This is a genomic window from Nostoc sp. ChiVER01, from assembly GCF_034531155.1.
Taxonomy (GTDB): Bacteria; Cyanobacteriota; Cyanobacteriia; order Cyanobacteriales; family Nostocaceae; genus Nostoc.
In genome coordinates, this window is record NZ_JAVRBS010000008.1 from 51,410 (window position 1) to 66,532 (window position 15,123).

Here is a 15,123-nt window from a genome sequence, read left to right on the forward strand (position 1 = left end):
GTTAAAAAATGCAATTGCAAAGCGCGATGTCTCATCAACTTAATTGTTGGGGCGATCGCGCCATTTTTTTGTCCACCGTCAAAACGCCCTCAACATGGGGTACAGCCGAGATACGTACAAATTGGAACAAGTTGTGAGTTTTGTAAAATAAAAGAGTTAAAACCATTGATTTAGCGTTGTTTTAAGCCGTGGTTTTGAGTTGTCGTTGTCAGAGACAATAACTCTACTACCGCAGCCCTATCTCTTCAAAGTTTACGATCGCACGCAAGCTGGGAAATTTATGCGAAGACAATAACTCTATTACATCGGCCCTCTCTTCATCCTCTTATTTTGGCTAAAGTATTGATTTAGAGAGAAGTTTTTTAGATGACGAGAATAGTCAAAAGAGTAAATAATAAATTTACCTAAAGATAAAATAATAAACAAAAAGATGTTTTTGTATTAGCAAGAGGCGTTCAATTTTAGATTGTGAATTTTAAATTTTAGATTGAATAAAAATTTAAAATTGACTAATTATTGTCATCTTGTAGCTTTTCCTGAGATTTCTGATCGTTCTGGGGTTGACTATCAGTCGGTGAATTTTGCTTGTCCAGTGTCGGTACTACTACAGCAGAAGGATCTGACTGTTTGGATTCTGACTGTTTAGATTCTGTCGCTGGCGCTGTTGGTATAACCACAGGATTTGACGGAACTATCGGTTGAGGAGAAGCAGAATTCTGATTAGAAGCGGGTGAGTTATTTTTTGGTAGTGGTGCAGGAGAAGCACTACGAGATGAACGAATAGCCCGTAGTTTTTCGACTAACGAGGGGGTAGGCGAAACTTTAGGTGAAGGTGCGGATTGCTCAGAATCGCCGCGTTGTGATTTTGTAGGAATGTTAGGAGTTTCTTGTGGGAAAGAACGACGATTACGCCGACGCTGCTTGGAATTATAAACAGGTGCTGATTCGCTTCTTGAGGTGGTGTTAGTCTCTTCACGACTCTCTAAGCTAGGAACTTTTGCAGGTGGTTCTTGAGTTGGCTGTTCAAAAAGTGGTTTTGCGGTTGGCTGTGGCTGAGATTTGGGTAAGATGCTAGTGATGCCAAAACCCGCCGTAGCAGCAACCAGGGCTACACCTATACCAATGAATATTTGAGATGATCCCAGTTTTTTTGCCAGTACATTTTTTTTAGCCATGCCTGGGTTGGGCTGCGCCAAACCAGATGGTTTATGAATGCCATTCTGAGAAGTTTTCCCATTCCCAATTAAAGTTACTGCCTGCTGGGCAGATAAATTGACAGTTGGCACTGCATAAGTGGCTAAGGCTTGCGGTGTCATATTAGCCCCATTTCCAGGTAGCAGTTGTAACCACTCAGCAACTGTCGCTGGCCGAAAACGAGATTCCACCGCCATACCGCGCATTACGGTCTGGTTGACAGAAGCACTTAAGTGTGGTTGCAATTCGCGGGGGGAAGGCATTTGCTCGCGATCGCGCAACAATGCTGGCATAGGAACCTGAGCTGTCAGCAGTGCATACAAGGTTGCCGCTAAACCATAAACATCTGTGGCGGGTGTGCGCGGCGCTTGCGTTAAATACTGCTCAATAGGAGAATAACCTTCAGAAACCATACCTGTGTGAGTCTGCCTGACACTGCCATTAAATTCCCTAGCAATGCCAAAATCAATCAGTACTACTTCCTGGGTTCCTTCACGAAGGATAATATTATCTGGTTTGACATCTCGATGTAACAAACCGTTGTTATGTACTACCTGCAAGGCTGCACCAATTTGCCGGATGTAATGAATTGCTGTGGCTTCTGGTAAAGGTATCCCTGGTAATACAAATGCGTCTCCTAAGGTTTCGCCAGGAATGTATTCCATCACCATGTAAGGCAGTCCAGCCTCGACAAAAAAATCACTAACTCTGACTATATTTGGGTGAATACACGTAGCTAATCGTCTGGCTTCATCTTGGAATTGGCGCTCAAATTTTGCAAAATCAGGATGTTGTCGCAGCCGTTCATTGATGGTTTTCATCACCACCTCCTGGCCCAAGTAGTGATGCGTAGCTTTAAACGTAATGCCAAAGCCACCCCGCCCTATTTCTTGAATTAGGGTATATTTTCCATCTTGCAAAATTGTGCCTGCTAACATAAATCCTGAGTCCTGAGTGAGCAGATAAGTAGCGAGTCCTGAGTATTAAGGGATTCCTAAAAGATTTTCCCATATTTTTTGATATGGGGCAGGGTTTTTGCCTGTCTATCTTACGGGATGATTTAGTTGTTGGAATCCAAGTAAGAAAGACCTCCCTATAAACACAACAGTTTTATCTTTATAGGATAACGCGAGAGTCAAGAAATCCTGAAGTAGGAGACAGGATAAAGCTGTCTCCTATATCCGTGATATCAGGGAGAAAGCATGACTAGACACCGCTAGTTGCTGCAATACCAAAGACTAATTCACTGACTCGACTTAAAAACACCAATTCAGTAATCTTTAAAATTATATAGAAATTTAGGAGATACACTACTTTTAATTTTGTTTATAGTTGCACCTGAAATTTTAGCTAGTAATTTTTGTTACTTTTTTAATCAATATTTTAGTTTCCTTCTCTGCTATTTTGAAGTTCTCATATCAGCTTTCGCCGTTGACTATATTTAAAAATTTATTCCCAAAATAGCTAATACGAACATTTTCAACATTCATTTCGTTGTATGTTGGTTTACCTTGTAGGTTACTTACATCACATAAATCTCTTGTAACTAAGTTAGATAAAGTATCCCGTAATATTTCGTCTGTAACATCTATTCCTTTTTGTTTTAGTTGTGTTATTATTTCATCATTTGTTATTTTATTATTATTTCTACGCTCATTACGTATAATCTCTAGCACATTAGCATCTGTAACATCCAATAATCTTAGGGTTTCTACATATTTAGGATGTATTGAAATTCCTGCAAGCGATGACATCAATAGGTTAGCCCATTTTTCCTGCATACTTTCGTTTGATTCAAACGATGCTTCCTCTGTCCACTTGAGAAGAAATTTTTTGTCAACATTACTTCCTGAAATTTTTTTTTCTTCCATCCGTTTTTGTGCTTTTTGTAAAGCTCTATAAACATTCTCTTCTCGCCAGCTTTTTACAATATCTCCTAAAGTTGAACCTAATTCTTTAGCTGCTGGGCCAAACAACGTTTTCATTAATTCTTTTATTCCCGATTCTTTATATAACTCTACAATTGCTTTTGAAGCTTCTCCTAGACCGGTCAAATCCTGTGCCATAATAGTACCTTTAAATATCTTGCAGAAAAATGTTACTTCTAATGGGTGTTATTGATTCTATATTTATCACTTCCCTAACAAGAAATAACCCTTTCTATTTAAACCTTGATTGTGCTTAGTGTCTAGCTACTATTTACAGCAAGGTCGTTAGCAGTTTAGCAGCGAAATTTAATGCACGGCTGGATGTAGTGCGTTGCAACTGCATGCAGTAGTCAACTGACGACTTCAATTTCCAAAGAGTTATCGTGTCAAAACGAGAATTTCGCTTAAAGCTAGAGAAACTTTCATCTACTTGACTCCTATTTTTGCGGTTTTTGGAAGAAATCCGCATAATGTGCTGAATGCTCACTTTCTTAAAATCGCTGACCTATACCTAAATGCACTTTGCTTTCTCCTTGGTCATTAATGCCATAGTCAGCCCGAATTAAGCCTAGTGGTGAATTTAAGCGCACTCCAGCCCCATAACCAAAACCATAGCCTGCTTTGCCTCGCACACCTGCTGGATCTCCTAATACAGTATCACCGGAGCCTAAGTCTGAGGCAAAATCGGCAAATAATACACCCCCTACGATTGGTAAGACGGGGAAGCGATATTCTGCAGAAGCTAACACATAACTGCGACCACTCCCGACATCTCCAGAATCGTAACCGCGTACTGAGTTGGAACCACCCAAATTAAAGCTTTCGTAGGGCGGTAAATTACCAAGGACAGTACCAGCTTGCAGATTCACAGCAAATACTTGTGGTTGTTTGGTGTTAAATAACTGCACTGGCAAATATTGGCTGTAATTGGCTTTGAGGCGATTTAAGGAAATATTTCCTTGACCGATGGGGACAGATTGTTCTGTACTCAAACTCAGAACGGAACCTTTAGTGGGATTGAGGGGATTATCTCGTTGGTCTTTGGTGGCGGTGAAGGATACGGTAGTTAGGTCGTCAACACCAGTTCCACTCGCAGATAGGGGATTGCCTTGAGCATCGGTTGGGGTAATATTACCTTGGCGATCGCGAATACTAGTTCGGGTATAGTTTAATCCTAATGAGGTATTCCAGTCATCAATTGGTCGCTGTAAGCTGACACCACCACCAATTTGACCTTCTCGAACTTTGTCGCCGTTAGCAAGCTTAATCTTGTCGTCAAAGGTTTCCGAAAGTTCTTGACTACGAAAAGCATTCACAGTGTACCCTAAGCGATCGGGGTTAGTTATCCGATAGGGACTGATAAATTTGCTATTAAACTGCAAGTCTCGGCTACTTACACCAATATTCACACCTAAAGTATCATTAACACCACCAACATTCTGATCTTGATAGCTGATTGTACCTATTAACCCCTGATCGGCATTGTAACTACCACCCAAGTTAACACCACGCGCCCCAGTTTCTTTGAGTTGGTAGACTAAATCTAGTTTTGTCGCATCTCCTTCTAAGGCAACATTTACAGTCTCAAATAAACCAGTCCGATATAGCTGTTGTATGTCTTGTTTAACTATATTTTCTTGGAAGATTTGACCAGGTTTTAGCTTGAGTTGCTGTTGCAGGAAATCTGTTTTGGTGCGTCCTCCCACGGGATTACCCTTGCTATCAATAGTTTTACCCTCGTCGTTGACAAAGCGGAATTTAATATTACTCACCAAACCTTCAGCAACATTTACAGTGAGAATACCTTGAGAACTGGGTTTAATTGATAACACCCGTGCCAAATTATAACCATTGTCGGCGTACCATTTGTTAATTTGTGCTACTCCTTGCCGGAGTCCAGCAGGACTGATGGTGGTTCCAATTTGAGATTGTAACTGTTGTTGGGCTACTTGGTAGGTGAGTACTTTAGCACCAGATAATTGCAGCGAGCGCACAATCACTGGTTGCACTTGATAAACTACATTCAATCCAGCCTGTGTGCTAAAGCTATTCACATTCACATTGCTAAATAAACCTGTATCTAAAATTGCGGTTACATCTTTTTGTAGCTGGCTTTGACTGGTTTCTCCACCCACCTGGGTTTTAATTACTTTGCGAATGATTTGCTGCAATTCCTGATTGGCTCCTACTACCTGTACATCTGTAGCCGTAACTACTAAATAGTTATCTGTAGCAGGGGTTTGGGGACGAGAAGCAGAGGAAATAAGGGGGATTATTACTGATTGTTTTAGTGTTGCCTTGTCTACTGGTTTTAAAACTACTGTGGAGTTGTTGTTAACAGTTGTTGGCACTGGGGCAGTATTTTGGGAAAATTGTTGTGCAACTATAGTTTCTGGCGAAGCAATTGTTTCTATGCGGGTGGGAGCATCTTCAATTACTGGCACTACTAAGTCATCGGTTTTTGTAGTTGGAGTGACGGCTTTAGTCGGTGCAGCCGTTGCTTGCTGAGTAACATTGGCAGCAGCCAAAGTCGCTAAAGTCAAAATTGCAGTAGCAGAAATTTTCATAATATATAATATTTAAGCTAATTAACTGAGAGTTAGTTATACAAAAATACGGTTCAGTTAAGGCTAAAACTCTTTGTCAAACTCAATTTTTTTAACGTAGACGCTTCTCTACGAGACGCTACGCGAACGGCTTGCCGCAGGCTACCGCCAAGGACGCCAAGGACGCAGAGAGAAGAAAGAAATGCTTAACTGAACTGTATTGAGTTATACAAAGGTTCAGGAATAGGGATAACACTAACTTCCAGCTTATTTGTGGATTTACCCATTCATACCTTTGTATATACTAGACAGTTAATTATCATTTTTTGTTTCACGCTAGCAGTATGAAATGCTCAGATCCCCATTTACTATTAATTCTGTACGCCTGGGTAATAAATATTGCTTTAAAAGTTGAAGGAATATAAGACTAATATTTGATTTATGAAAAAGCTCGGTACAGATCGAGAAGCCTAATTCCTTATTCCCTACTTCCCACTCCCTGCCCCCGTAAATAATTTCAAACATCAAATACGATTCTTATAGAGTTTTAATATTAAATATAGGACTAATGTTTGATTTCTGAAAAAGCTTGGTACAAATTAAAAAGCCTAATTCCCTATTCCCTACTCCCTACTCCCCACTCCCCGCCCACGGAGATAATTTCAAAAATCAAATACGATTCCTATAGTATTGTTATCCACTTCTAATAAATATTTCTGTTTATTAAAAGAAAATTATAGTGAGAAAGGAGTTACCATCGGCAACCCCTTTCTCACCATAATGATTCTTCTTGTTAAAGAAATATTATCTATTGTTTTTCTATTCGGCCCAACCTGCGCTTGAGGCAAGGCTAGGACTTTGCTGTTTCAGAAGTTCCACCACCTTTTCAGCAACACCCGTTGCTGAGGCTGGGTTTTGTCCAGTAACTAAGCGATCGCTCACCACACTTTTTGCTTGAAAGTTCGGTGCTTTATCTACTGTTGCACCCCGCTCAATCAACTTTGCTTCTAACAGAAAGGGTACAATATCGGTTAATCCTGCTGCTGCTTCTTCTTCGTTGGTGAAGACAGACACTTTCTTTCCGGCTACCAAATACTCATTATTTGAAAGTCGGATGTTGACCAACCCAGCAGGGCCATGACACACGGCAGAAACTACACCACCTCGTTCGTAGATGCTTGCTGCAATGCTAGCCAACTGAGAATTGTCAGCAAAATCCCACATTGTGCCATGTCCACCCGCAAAGAAGATTGCATCATAAGCTGATGGATCAACCTCACTTGGTTTCAATGTATTTTCCACCTGTGCCATCTTCTCAGGGTTGTCGAGAAATGCAGCGTTCGCTGGATCATTACGATCAATCCCAATCATGGGTGCTTTCCCACCTTTGGGACTGACGTAATCAACAGTCAAGCCAGCTCGCTCGAAAACGGCGACTGGGTGGCTCACTTCTGGCAAATAGTATCCGGTTTCTTTGCCTGTGTTTCCCAAGGTGTTATGGCTGGTTAAAACAACTAGAACTTTCTGAGACATAAAGTTAGTTCCCATTATTAAATCAAAGATTGGCATCAGATAAACCTTCAAAGAGCTTGTGTTTACCTGATATAGGACTCCTATTTGATTGCCTGAAAAACCATAAGAGCTAACTGTATAAAGATTTAGCTCTCAGTATATTTAACAATAATCAAGTAGAATTCCTATAGCTTTATACTAACCCAAGTTGCGGTTTATCAAAATCTGGGTGCTTTTCATAGAACTCAGTGCTGAGTCCTGAGTGAATTAAGAAATACTCAGCATTTTTTTACTTGGTAAAAGTGCCGATACCACTTGCTTCATGCCGAGAAAGCTTTCTACCGCAGTGGCTACCCCTTGTTGAGTGGTCTTTCAAATCGAAGCCGAGGCATTAGCTAAACACTCCGCTAACGCTAAGGGAACTCGGCACTGTTCATGGCATGATATCAGCATCGCTTGATACTCACAATACTTAATGCAAGATTCTATGAGTAATGTATCCCGGTTATCCCTAAGCTCTAACTCTCAAGCTGCAACTTCTCCTTTACACTTACTTGTATTAAGTAATGGTCATGGGGAAGATATCATTGCAGTTCGGATTTTACAAGAACTCCAACGACAATTAAACCCACCAGAAATCTTTGCTTTACCTTTGGTGGGTGAAGGACATGCTTACCAACAGTTGGATATTCCCCTCATCGGTTCAGTTCGCACTATGCCTTCTGGCGGCTTTATTTATATGGATGGCCGCCAATTAGCACGGGATGTACGCGGTGGTTTGTTACAACTTACCCTTACCCAGATAAAAGCTATTCGTCGTTGGGTGAGTTCTCAAAAAAAATTAGGTCATAAAAGAGCGATTTTAGCGGTGGGAGATATTTTGCCACTGTTGTTTGCAACTTTCAGTGGCGCTAATTATGCTTTTGTAGGTACGGCGAAATCTGAATATTATGTGCGGGATGAAGCTGGATTATTACCACAAAAATCTAAAGATATGCGTTGGGAAAACTTTTCTGGTTCAGTTTACCATCCTTGGGAACGTTGGTTAATGAGCCGTCGCCGTTGTAAGGCGGTGTTTCTTAGAGATGCACTGACGACGGAAACATTAAAACAATGGCCTATTCCAGCTTTTTATTTGGGTAATCCCATGATGGATGGTCTGCAACCGACCTTTTCACGCCAACAATTTTATAGTCAGGATAGCCAACAACAAGAGACTGTTCGACCTTTTGTAGTAACTCTTCTTTCAGGTTCCCGTCCACCAGAGGCATACGCCAACTGGGAAGCAATTATGATTGCTGTATCTGCGTTGATGGCAAGTTTCCAAGAGCGAAATTCGATTTTCTATACTTCTAACCGAGTGATCTTTTTAGGTGCGATCGCTCCGGGTTTAGACTCTCATATTTTATCCCAAAGTGTCCAATCCCAAGGTTGGCGCACTGAATCAACATGTCCTATCCAAATTGCTGATGCGAATGTTTTGACATTTAAAAAAAGAAATGCATATTTACTGATGACACAAAAAGCTTATAATGATTGCTTACATTTGGGAGATATAGCGATCGCTATGGCAGGTACAGCCACAGAACAGTTTATCGGTTTAGGAAAACCTGCGATCGCAATTCCTGGTAATGGCCCTCAATATAACCGTGGCTTTGCTGAAGCTCAAAGTCGTCTTTTAGGCTCATCTTTGATTTTAGTTGAGCAGTCAGCAGAAGTAGCGAAGGTTGTACAGTCTCTATTCAAAGATCCTGATATTTTGCAAATTATTGCCGAAAATGGTCTACGACGCATGGGTAAACCCGGAGCAGCATTACGCATTGCAGAATATTTACAGGAAAGATTTTGATTGGGCATTGGGCATTGGTTATTTCCTCTCTACTCCTCTGCTCCTCTGCTCCTCTGCTCCCCCTGCTCCCTCATCCCCCCTTCCTTACGCTACCAACCCAGAACGTAAAGCCCTTACAGCAGCTTGGGTACGGTCATCCGCACACAGTTTATTTAAAATATTACGAACATGGGTTTTCACAGTACCAACTGTAATGTAGAGTTTCTCGGCAATTTGCCCATTGCTACACCCAGCTACAATCAATTCTAGGATTTCTAGTTCTCGTTGAGTCAGGGGGTATGTTTCCAAAACTTGCTCGTATTCTGATGCCAATGCCTCAATTTTTACAGTCTTCGGCGTTTTATCAGAACCTTGGCTCTCTCCAGGAATACCTTGGCGCATCTTCCGCAATACCACGTTGGCAATTGCCGGATCAATCCAAGAATTACCACCGTGAGTCGCTTGGATCGCCTCAGTTAATTTACTGATACTTGTTTCTTTCATGTAATAAGAATCAGCACCCGCCGCGAAGGCTGCAAGTACAGCATCCTCCGTGTGATCCATTGTCAGGATCAAAATCTTGGTTGCCGATTGCCCAGTTTCAGCTTGGTGGCGTTTAAATTTGCGAGTGAGTTCAATGCCATCCATATCAGGCAAACCGATATCTACAACCGCTACATCTGGCTTTGCCGTTTCTAAAAGTTTTAGTCCTTGGGTAGCATTTGCTGCTTCGCCAATTACTTTTAATGCGCTGTGAGACTGTAATGCTGCTCGTAGTCCCATTCGCGTTAAGTCATGATCTTCAATTAAAATAATGCTAATTTCATTCATTGCTACACTCGCTCTTACGCTGTTTGCATCTTTCAAGGTATTACTTTTTGTAAGCGCTATCTTTTATTTTCCCAATCTAAAGATAGATGATCTTTCAATCACTCTGCATCCACCGATAGAAATAATCAACCTCCTATTTTTTAACATTTAGATAGAGAATAAATCTAGCTAGAGATATATAGATACTTGCACAATAAGTATGAAAGATTGAGGTTAATGCAAAACTGCTCCTCCCGTGCGAAAAATTCAGTTTTCAGTTGCCATGTTCCATTAGTTAATTACTATTATCTTGTATAAAGCTTACAAAAATGGACAAATTACAAAAGGTAAAAATTATCTCACGACAAAGTAAACGATGGTTTCGAGTGCTTTTTAACCACACCTTTGGATTCATTGGATTGATCCCTCTAATGGTTATCCTTATAGAAGAGAATTAGACGGCGTTAAAATTTGGTGCAATTACTAGCAGCAAAGTAATTCGTTGTTCTTCGTGGGAAGCTTGCTGACCTGACTTTTCAGTGGATGTGGAAGACTGCGATCGCCACAAAAATACTAACACGGGTCTAGCGATCGTTAAGAAAATTGTCGAAATCTCATGAGGTAGGATTACTTCAAATTCACAAATTGGTATAAGGAGCTACTTTTTTATCTACCTAATTAATCAATCCTATGAGTATAACTACTCAAGCTTATGGTACATAACAATGGTATGCAACTCTCACCAATGGGTGACGACGGTCGCTTGCTGACTCAATTACAATTGTTTTAAGCTTAGTAAAGTATTTTATTTTACTTTATATTAGCTATGTTTGCTGTCTTCAGACCAATAGTTTTTGGTTTGTTAATTAGCGAAACAGACTCATGATACAAAACTCTAAATTTATGTTAATTATTAATTTTTAATTTGGAGCTAACTGACCTTCCCTAACTTTTTAGAGATGATGACAAAGCTCAATAAGTATTGAATATTGTGCAAAATGCCTTAGTCAATAAAGTTACAGATTTTAGATGTCCGAAAATCTTATATTTTAATTAGATAATCTCAAAACAGGAATGTTATACATCAACCTATGTTTAGCGGCAAAAATAAAAACCGATGGAAGATACGCTGAAAATTTTGGTTGTAGATGATGATGAAGTAGACCGGATGGCAGTCCGTTGTGCCCTGACTAAAGCAGGTATTCAAATGGAACTATCTGAAGTAGCCGATGGCAATAATGCATTTTCTATTTTAAGCACTACTGCTTATGATTGTGTTTTCCTCGGCTATCGCTTACTAGATCAGGATGGACTAACCTTAATTCAACAGCTACGTTCTTCGGAACTTAAAGTTCCTTTAGTAGTCCTAACTGGTCAAGAAGATGAGCAAACTGCTGTCCAATTATTAAAAACTGGTGTTACAGACTATCTCTCTAAGTCTAGAATATCTCCAGAAAATTTGGCACAAGTTCTGCGGAGTGCGATTCGGGTTTATCGGGCTGAAATACAGGTAGCTTTAGCAAAAGATCAGCTTAGAGAAAGCCATGAACAACTTGTTCGTAAGAATCAAGAATTGGAGAGACAACAGCAACAGCTTCAAATGCAAAACTTCAAGCTATCAGAGGCATCAGTGCTAAAATCACATTTTTTAGCAACTATGTCCCACGAACTAAGAACGCCAATGAATGCGATTATTGGTTTTTCGCAAATACTGCTGCGTCCTAAGTTTGGTCAACTAACGCACCAGCAAGCAGATATGGTTGAGCGTATCTTAAATAATGGTAAGCATTTGCTAATGCTAGTCAATGAAGTTCTCGACTTTTCCAAACTAGAGGCAGGACGATTAGACTTAAAGGCGGAAATATTTGATGTCTTAAAAGTAATAAATCTTGCTGTAAGTGAAATGCGTTCTTTAGCTGACGCTAAAAACCTATCATTATTAGTGCAAACTGATTTGCAAAATAGTTTGGTATTTAATGATCCAGTTCGTGTCAAACAAATTTTAATTAACCTGCTCTCCAACGCCATTAAGTTTACAGAGTCAGGTGAAATTTGCGTTGAAGTTAAGGAACTACCTGCAAATCAAGTCACAATTATTATTCGGGATACAGGTATTGGCATAGCACCGAGAGATTTTAAACGTATTTTTGAAGCATTTCGACAAGTCGATCAAACTCTTACTCGGAAATATCCAGGTACAGGGTTGGGTTTGGCAATTGTAGATTCACTAGTGCGAATGATGGGCGGCAAAATACTTCTTGAGAGCAAATTAGGAGTGGGTTCAACGTTTAAAATTGAATTGCCGCGTCAAATCACTTTATCGGCTGTAGGAGGCGATGCTCCACCGATAGATAGCAACCAGGTTTTTTCCTCTACTAAAAATCCGCATCATTCATCTTCTCAAGCTAGGCAAGCACCAATAGGATATCCTAAATTTAAACTATAAATTACTTTCAAAAAACTAATAAAAATTGATAAATTATGTCTGTAGTTGAAAATAATAGAATTTATCGAATTCTCGCAGTTGACGATACTCCAGATAATCTCATTTTGGTTCAAGCAATTTTAGAAAGTGAGGGGTATGAAATTCATTTAGTTTCAGATGGAATAAAGGCTTTGCAGCAAGTTGAACAATCTCCACCCGATCTGATTCTGTTAGATGTGATGATGCCAGGGATAGATGGTTATGAAGTCACACGTCGGATTCGGAATAACCCAGCAATTAGTTATATTCCAATTCTGCTGATTACTGCCTTTCACGAATCCAGCGTTGTCGAAGGTTTGGATGCTGGTGCAGACGATTTTATTCGTAAACCATTTGATACTGATGAACTATTGGCAAGGGTGCGATCGCTATTGCGTCTCAAGCACAGTTTGGACGAACAACAAAAAATGGCCCGCCAACGCGAAGATTTTGTTTCCCGTCTGACTCATGATTTGCGAACTCCCTTAGTAGCCGCCGATCGCATGTTGAATTTGTTTGAGATGGAAACATTCTGCAAAATTTCGCCGGAAATGAAACAGGCGATCGCAGTTATGATTCGCAGTAACCAAAATTTGATGGACATGGTAAACACCCTCCTTGAAGTCTATCGCTTCGAGGCAGGTAAAAAAACGTTGAATTGGGAAGAATGCGATTTACGTGAAATATCTCAAGAAGTAGTCAGCGAACTAAGTCCTCTAACTAGTGAAAAAGGTTTGACTCTGAAAATAGATACTCGTGAATTAGATCCACAGGGCAAAAACGCGGGTATTATTATGGGCGATCGCTTGGAACTACGGCGAGTGATAAACAACCTGATCGCAAATGCCATCAAATTTACAGATACAGGAGGCATCACAATCCGCATTTTTGAAACACCACTTAATTCAGAAAATGCAGATTCGGTAACAATCGAGATCCAAGATACAGGATATGGAATTGCGCCCGAAGATCAGGCAACAATTTTCGAGCGATTTCGCCAAGGCAAACATAAACGCTCAGGTAGTGGTTTAGGACTACATTTATCCCACCGAATTATAGAAGCGCACGCAGGAACTATCAAAGTCACCTCTGAACTAGGTAAAGGTAGTTTGTTCACTATGCAACTACCTAAAAACATTTAAGTCTTTCACCTTTGCCTTTATATTTTTATGCTCGACTGCTAATCTTGGCAAAGCTTCAAAGCTGGGTAAGGGGTGAATTTTCTTGCCAGCTCATGGCGGATTATAGCCTCTAATTCCTCGATCATATAAGGCTTGCTGATGTAATCATTAAATCCTGCCTTGAGAATACGCTCACGATCCTCCGTGCTAGCTAAAGCTGTGACAGCTACCACCGGAATTGCACAAGTTAGGGGTTCAAGCTTTAGATGACGCACAACATCCATACCGCTAAGACCTGGTAATAAAATATCCAATAAGATTAAGTCTGGTTGATGTTCTTTAGCTACCAGCACCGTTGCAGAAGAATCCGTTTGACAAATGAATCTATAACCCATTGACTCCAGAGCATAACTAATTACCAGGAGACTATCATCATCGTCTTCTACTGCCAGAATCAAGGGCTGGTAAGAGTTTTGCTTATTTTCATCACTCATGAATGAATGTGTCAAATACATCTCTTCTCCAGAAGATTTTATTAGGATTCATCATCTTTACTTGAGAGATATAGGACGTATATTTGATTCTTTGAAAAAATCAGTATACCCTGAAAAGTCTTCTTCCCGACTCCCCAATAGAGACACGATTAATCGCATCTCTTCCTACTCCCTGTCTATCGCGCTTCTGTACGAGACGCTTCTCCTGTGGGAGACGCTTGTCTGCGACACGCTCCGCGAACGCGAACACGCACCATGCAAATAATTTCAAAAATCAAAGCGGACTGCTATACAAACTAGGCTTACTGCGAATAATAGAATAGTACTCAGTTAGGATTGACTCGTGTTTTGCTTTTGCCTAGTTGATAATTCTAATTCATACAAAAATAGCTGAGGTAAGAAAACCTCAAGCAGATAAGTTGAGTAGATACTTTTCGATTATACGCAAAATTACAGAAGATTTTTTGTGGGCTTTGGGCGCATCCGCTTTTTGTTGCTCTAGATCAGGCTTTCAGCAGGAATAATATCGGTCAAACACGCCAGAAAACTTTAGTAAAGTTAGCGATCGCAGTTCTTCTTGACAAGAAAAAGCAACTTACAACTAAACCTGTGGTCAATCCTGCTGCTACTGAACGACCACGAGACGATAATGAAAAGAATTAAACCTTATAATAATTTTAGTTTGTGTTGGTTATCACAATCTTTCTTTAAAGAAGATTCAAACTTTTGAAGTGTTTTTGTAAGTGAGGCAAGCGCTACCATAGCAACTAAGCCAATCTAATATTATCTTTTGACTTGCAGCCCCCGACCTATGGGGGATTTCTCTTAGTACGTACTGAAGTATCTAACTATTTTTTAAACACACTATAGATAGATGAATTGAAATCAAAGTAATTCTAAAATAAATATGGAAAACACTGGTATATATGGGGTGTGGCTTTTAGCCATGCCTTTTTTATTAGTAATATCAAGCAAGGAAAACCTATAAATAATTAAGGTAATCCTTACTCTGCGAGCTTTGAATATAACTTTATCTTAATATTAGATTACGGAATATTTAGTCTAATGCTAAAGGAATAAGCAATATTATCAAACTCTATTAAGTTAATTTTATTAAATATCATTTATAAATAAGTTTAGCAACAAAGAATCACTACTACCATATAGGGATCGATATTAGTATCATTCTATAGATAGTAGAAATAACTATTTTACAAAGTTATTAT

Annotated in this window: 11 protein-coding genes; 3 read left to right on the forward strand and 8 right to left on the reverse strand. The window is 39.9% G+C overall.

All coding sequences use genetic code 11. From position 1 onward, the window contains the following. Window positions 1–34 precede the first annotated feature (34 nt). The 5 genes from RMY00_RS12765 to RMY00_RS12785 form a co-directional block, all read right to left on the reverse strand. Complete coding sequence (locus tag RMY00_RS12765; RefSeq protein ID WP_322647901.1) at window positions 35–166, reverse strand: hypothetical protein; 132 nt, start codon at window positions 164–166, stop codon at window positions 35–37. Between the two features lie 343 nt (window positions 167–509). Further along, a complete protein-coding gene (locus RMY00_RS12770) occupies window positions 510–2,132 on the reverse strand; it encodes a serine/threonine-protein kinase (RefSeq protein ID WP_322647902.1) in 1,623 nt (540 codons plus the stop codon). 480 nt (window positions 2,133–2,612) lie between these two features. Further along, window positions 2,613–3,260: an Abi-alpha family protein gene (locus RMY00_RS12775; protein ID WP_322647903.1), complete on the reverse strand. Its 648-nt coding sequence runs from the start codon at window positions 3,258–3,260 to the stop codon at window positions 2,613–2,615. Between the two features lie 353 nt (window positions 3,261–3,613). Then, window positions 3,614–5,689 (reverse strand): outer membrane protein assembly factor, encoded by a 2,076-nt coding sequence (locus RMY00_RS12780; RefSeq protein WP_322647904.1) that lies wholly within the window; start codon window positions 5,687–5,689, stop codon window positions 3,614–3,616. A gap of 798 nt (window positions 5,690–6,487) precedes the next feature. Then, window positions 6,488–7,201: a type 1 glutamine amidotransferase domain-containing protein gene (locus RMY00_RS12785; RefSeq protein ID WP_322647905.1), complete on the reverse strand. Its 714-nt coding sequence runs from the start codon at window positions 7,199–7,201 to the stop codon at window positions 6,488–6,490. A 466-nt stretch (window positions 7,202–7,667) separates the two neighbouring features. Here RMY00_RS12785 and RMY00_RS12790 point away from each other — a divergent pair, with 466 nt between their 5' ends. Next, window positions 7,668–9,029, forward strand: coding sequence for a lipid-A-disaccharide synthase-related protein (locus RMY00_RS12790; RefSeq protein WP_322647906.1), 1,362 nt, complete (start codon window positions 7,668–7,670; stop codon window positions 9,027–9,029). Between the two features lie 84 nt (window positions 9,030–9,113). Here the strand turns inward: RMY00_RS12790 and RMY00_RS12795 are convergent, their stop codons facing one another. Both RMY00_RS12795 and RMY00_RS12800 read right to left on the reverse strand, forming a co-directional pair. Beyond that, window positions 9,114–9,839: a response regulator transcription factor gene (locus tag RMY00_RS12795; protein WP_322647907.1), complete on the reverse strand. Its 726-nt coding sequence runs from the start codon at window positions 9,837–9,839 to the stop codon at window positions 9,114–9,116. A gap of 433 nt (window positions 9,840–10,272) precedes the next feature. After that, entirely contained in the window at window positions 10,273–10,398 is a 126-nt protein-coding gene (locus RMY00_RS12800) for a hypothetical protein (protein ID WP_322647908.1), read from the reverse strand. A 537-nt stretch (window positions 10,399–10,935) separates the two neighbouring features. Here RMY00_RS12800 and RMY00_RS12805 point away from each other — a divergent pair. Then, entirely contained in the window at window positions 10,936–12,264 is a 1,329-nt protein-coding gene (locus RMY00_RS12805) for a hybrid sensor histidine kinase/response regulator (RefSeq protein ID WP_322647909.1), read from the forward strand. 35 nt (window positions 12,265–12,299) lie between these two features. Beyond that, window positions 12,300–13,424, forward strand: a complete 1,125-nt coding sequence (locus tag RMY00_RS12810; RefSeq protein ID WP_322647910.1) for a hybrid sensor histidine kinase/response regulator — start codon at window positions 12,300–12,302, stop codon at window positions 13,422–13,424. Window positions 13,425–13,462: 38 nt separating this feature from the next. Here RMY00_RS12810 and RMY00_RS12815 read toward each other — a convergent pair whose 3' ends face one another. Next, window positions 13,463–13,918: a response regulator gene (locus RMY00_RS12815; RefSeq protein WP_322647911.1), complete on the reverse strand. Its 456-nt coding sequence runs from the start codon at window positions 13,916–13,918 to the stop codon at window positions 13,463–13,465. Between the last annotated feature and the right edge of the window lie 1,205 nt (window positions 13,919–15,123).

Excerpts from the sequence above, each read along its gene's own strand:
- RMY00_RS12810 (WP_322647910.1), top strand. The coding sequence starts at position 12,300 with ATGTCTGTAGTTGAAAATAATAGAATTTATCGAATTCTCGCAGTTGAC.
- RMY00_RS12765 (WP_322647901.1), bottom strand. The coding sequence starts at position 166 with ATGGTTTTAACTCTTTTATTTTACAAAACTCACAACTTGTTCCAATTT.
- RMY00_RS12775 (WP_322647903.1), bottom strand. The coding sequence starts at position 3,260 with ATGGCACAGGATTTGACCGGTCTAGGAGAAGCTTCAAAAGCAATTGTA.
- RMY00_RS12785 (WP_322647905.1), bottom strand. The coding sequence starts at position 7,201 with ATGTCTCAGAAAGTTCTAGTTGTTTTAACCAGCCATAACACCTTGGGA.
- RMY00_RS12805 (WP_322647909.1), top strand. The coding sequence starts at position 10,936 with ATGGAAGATACGCTGAAAATTTTGGTTGTAGATGATGATGAAGTAGAC.
- RMY00_RS12790 (WP_322647906.1), top strand. The coding sequence starts at position 7,668 with ATGAGTAATGTATCCCGGTTATCCCTAAGCTCTAACTCTCAAGCTGCA.
- RMY00_RS12815 (WP_322647911.1), bottom strand. The coding sequence starts at position 13,918 with ATGTATTTGACACATTCATTCATGAGTGATGAAAATAAGCAAAACTCT.
- RMY00_RS12780 (WP_322647904.1), bottom strand. The coding sequence starts at position 5,689 with ATGAAAATTTCTGCTACTGCAATTTTGACTTTAGCGACTTTGGCTGCT.
- RMY00_RS12770 (WP_322647902.1), bottom strand. The coding sequence starts at position 2,132 with ATGTTAGCAGGCACAATTTTGCAAGATGGAAAATATACCCTAATTCAA.
- RMY00_RS12795 (WP_322647907.1), bottom strand. The coding sequence starts at position 9,839 with ATGAATGAAATTAGCATTATTTTAATTGAAGATCATGACTTAACGCGA.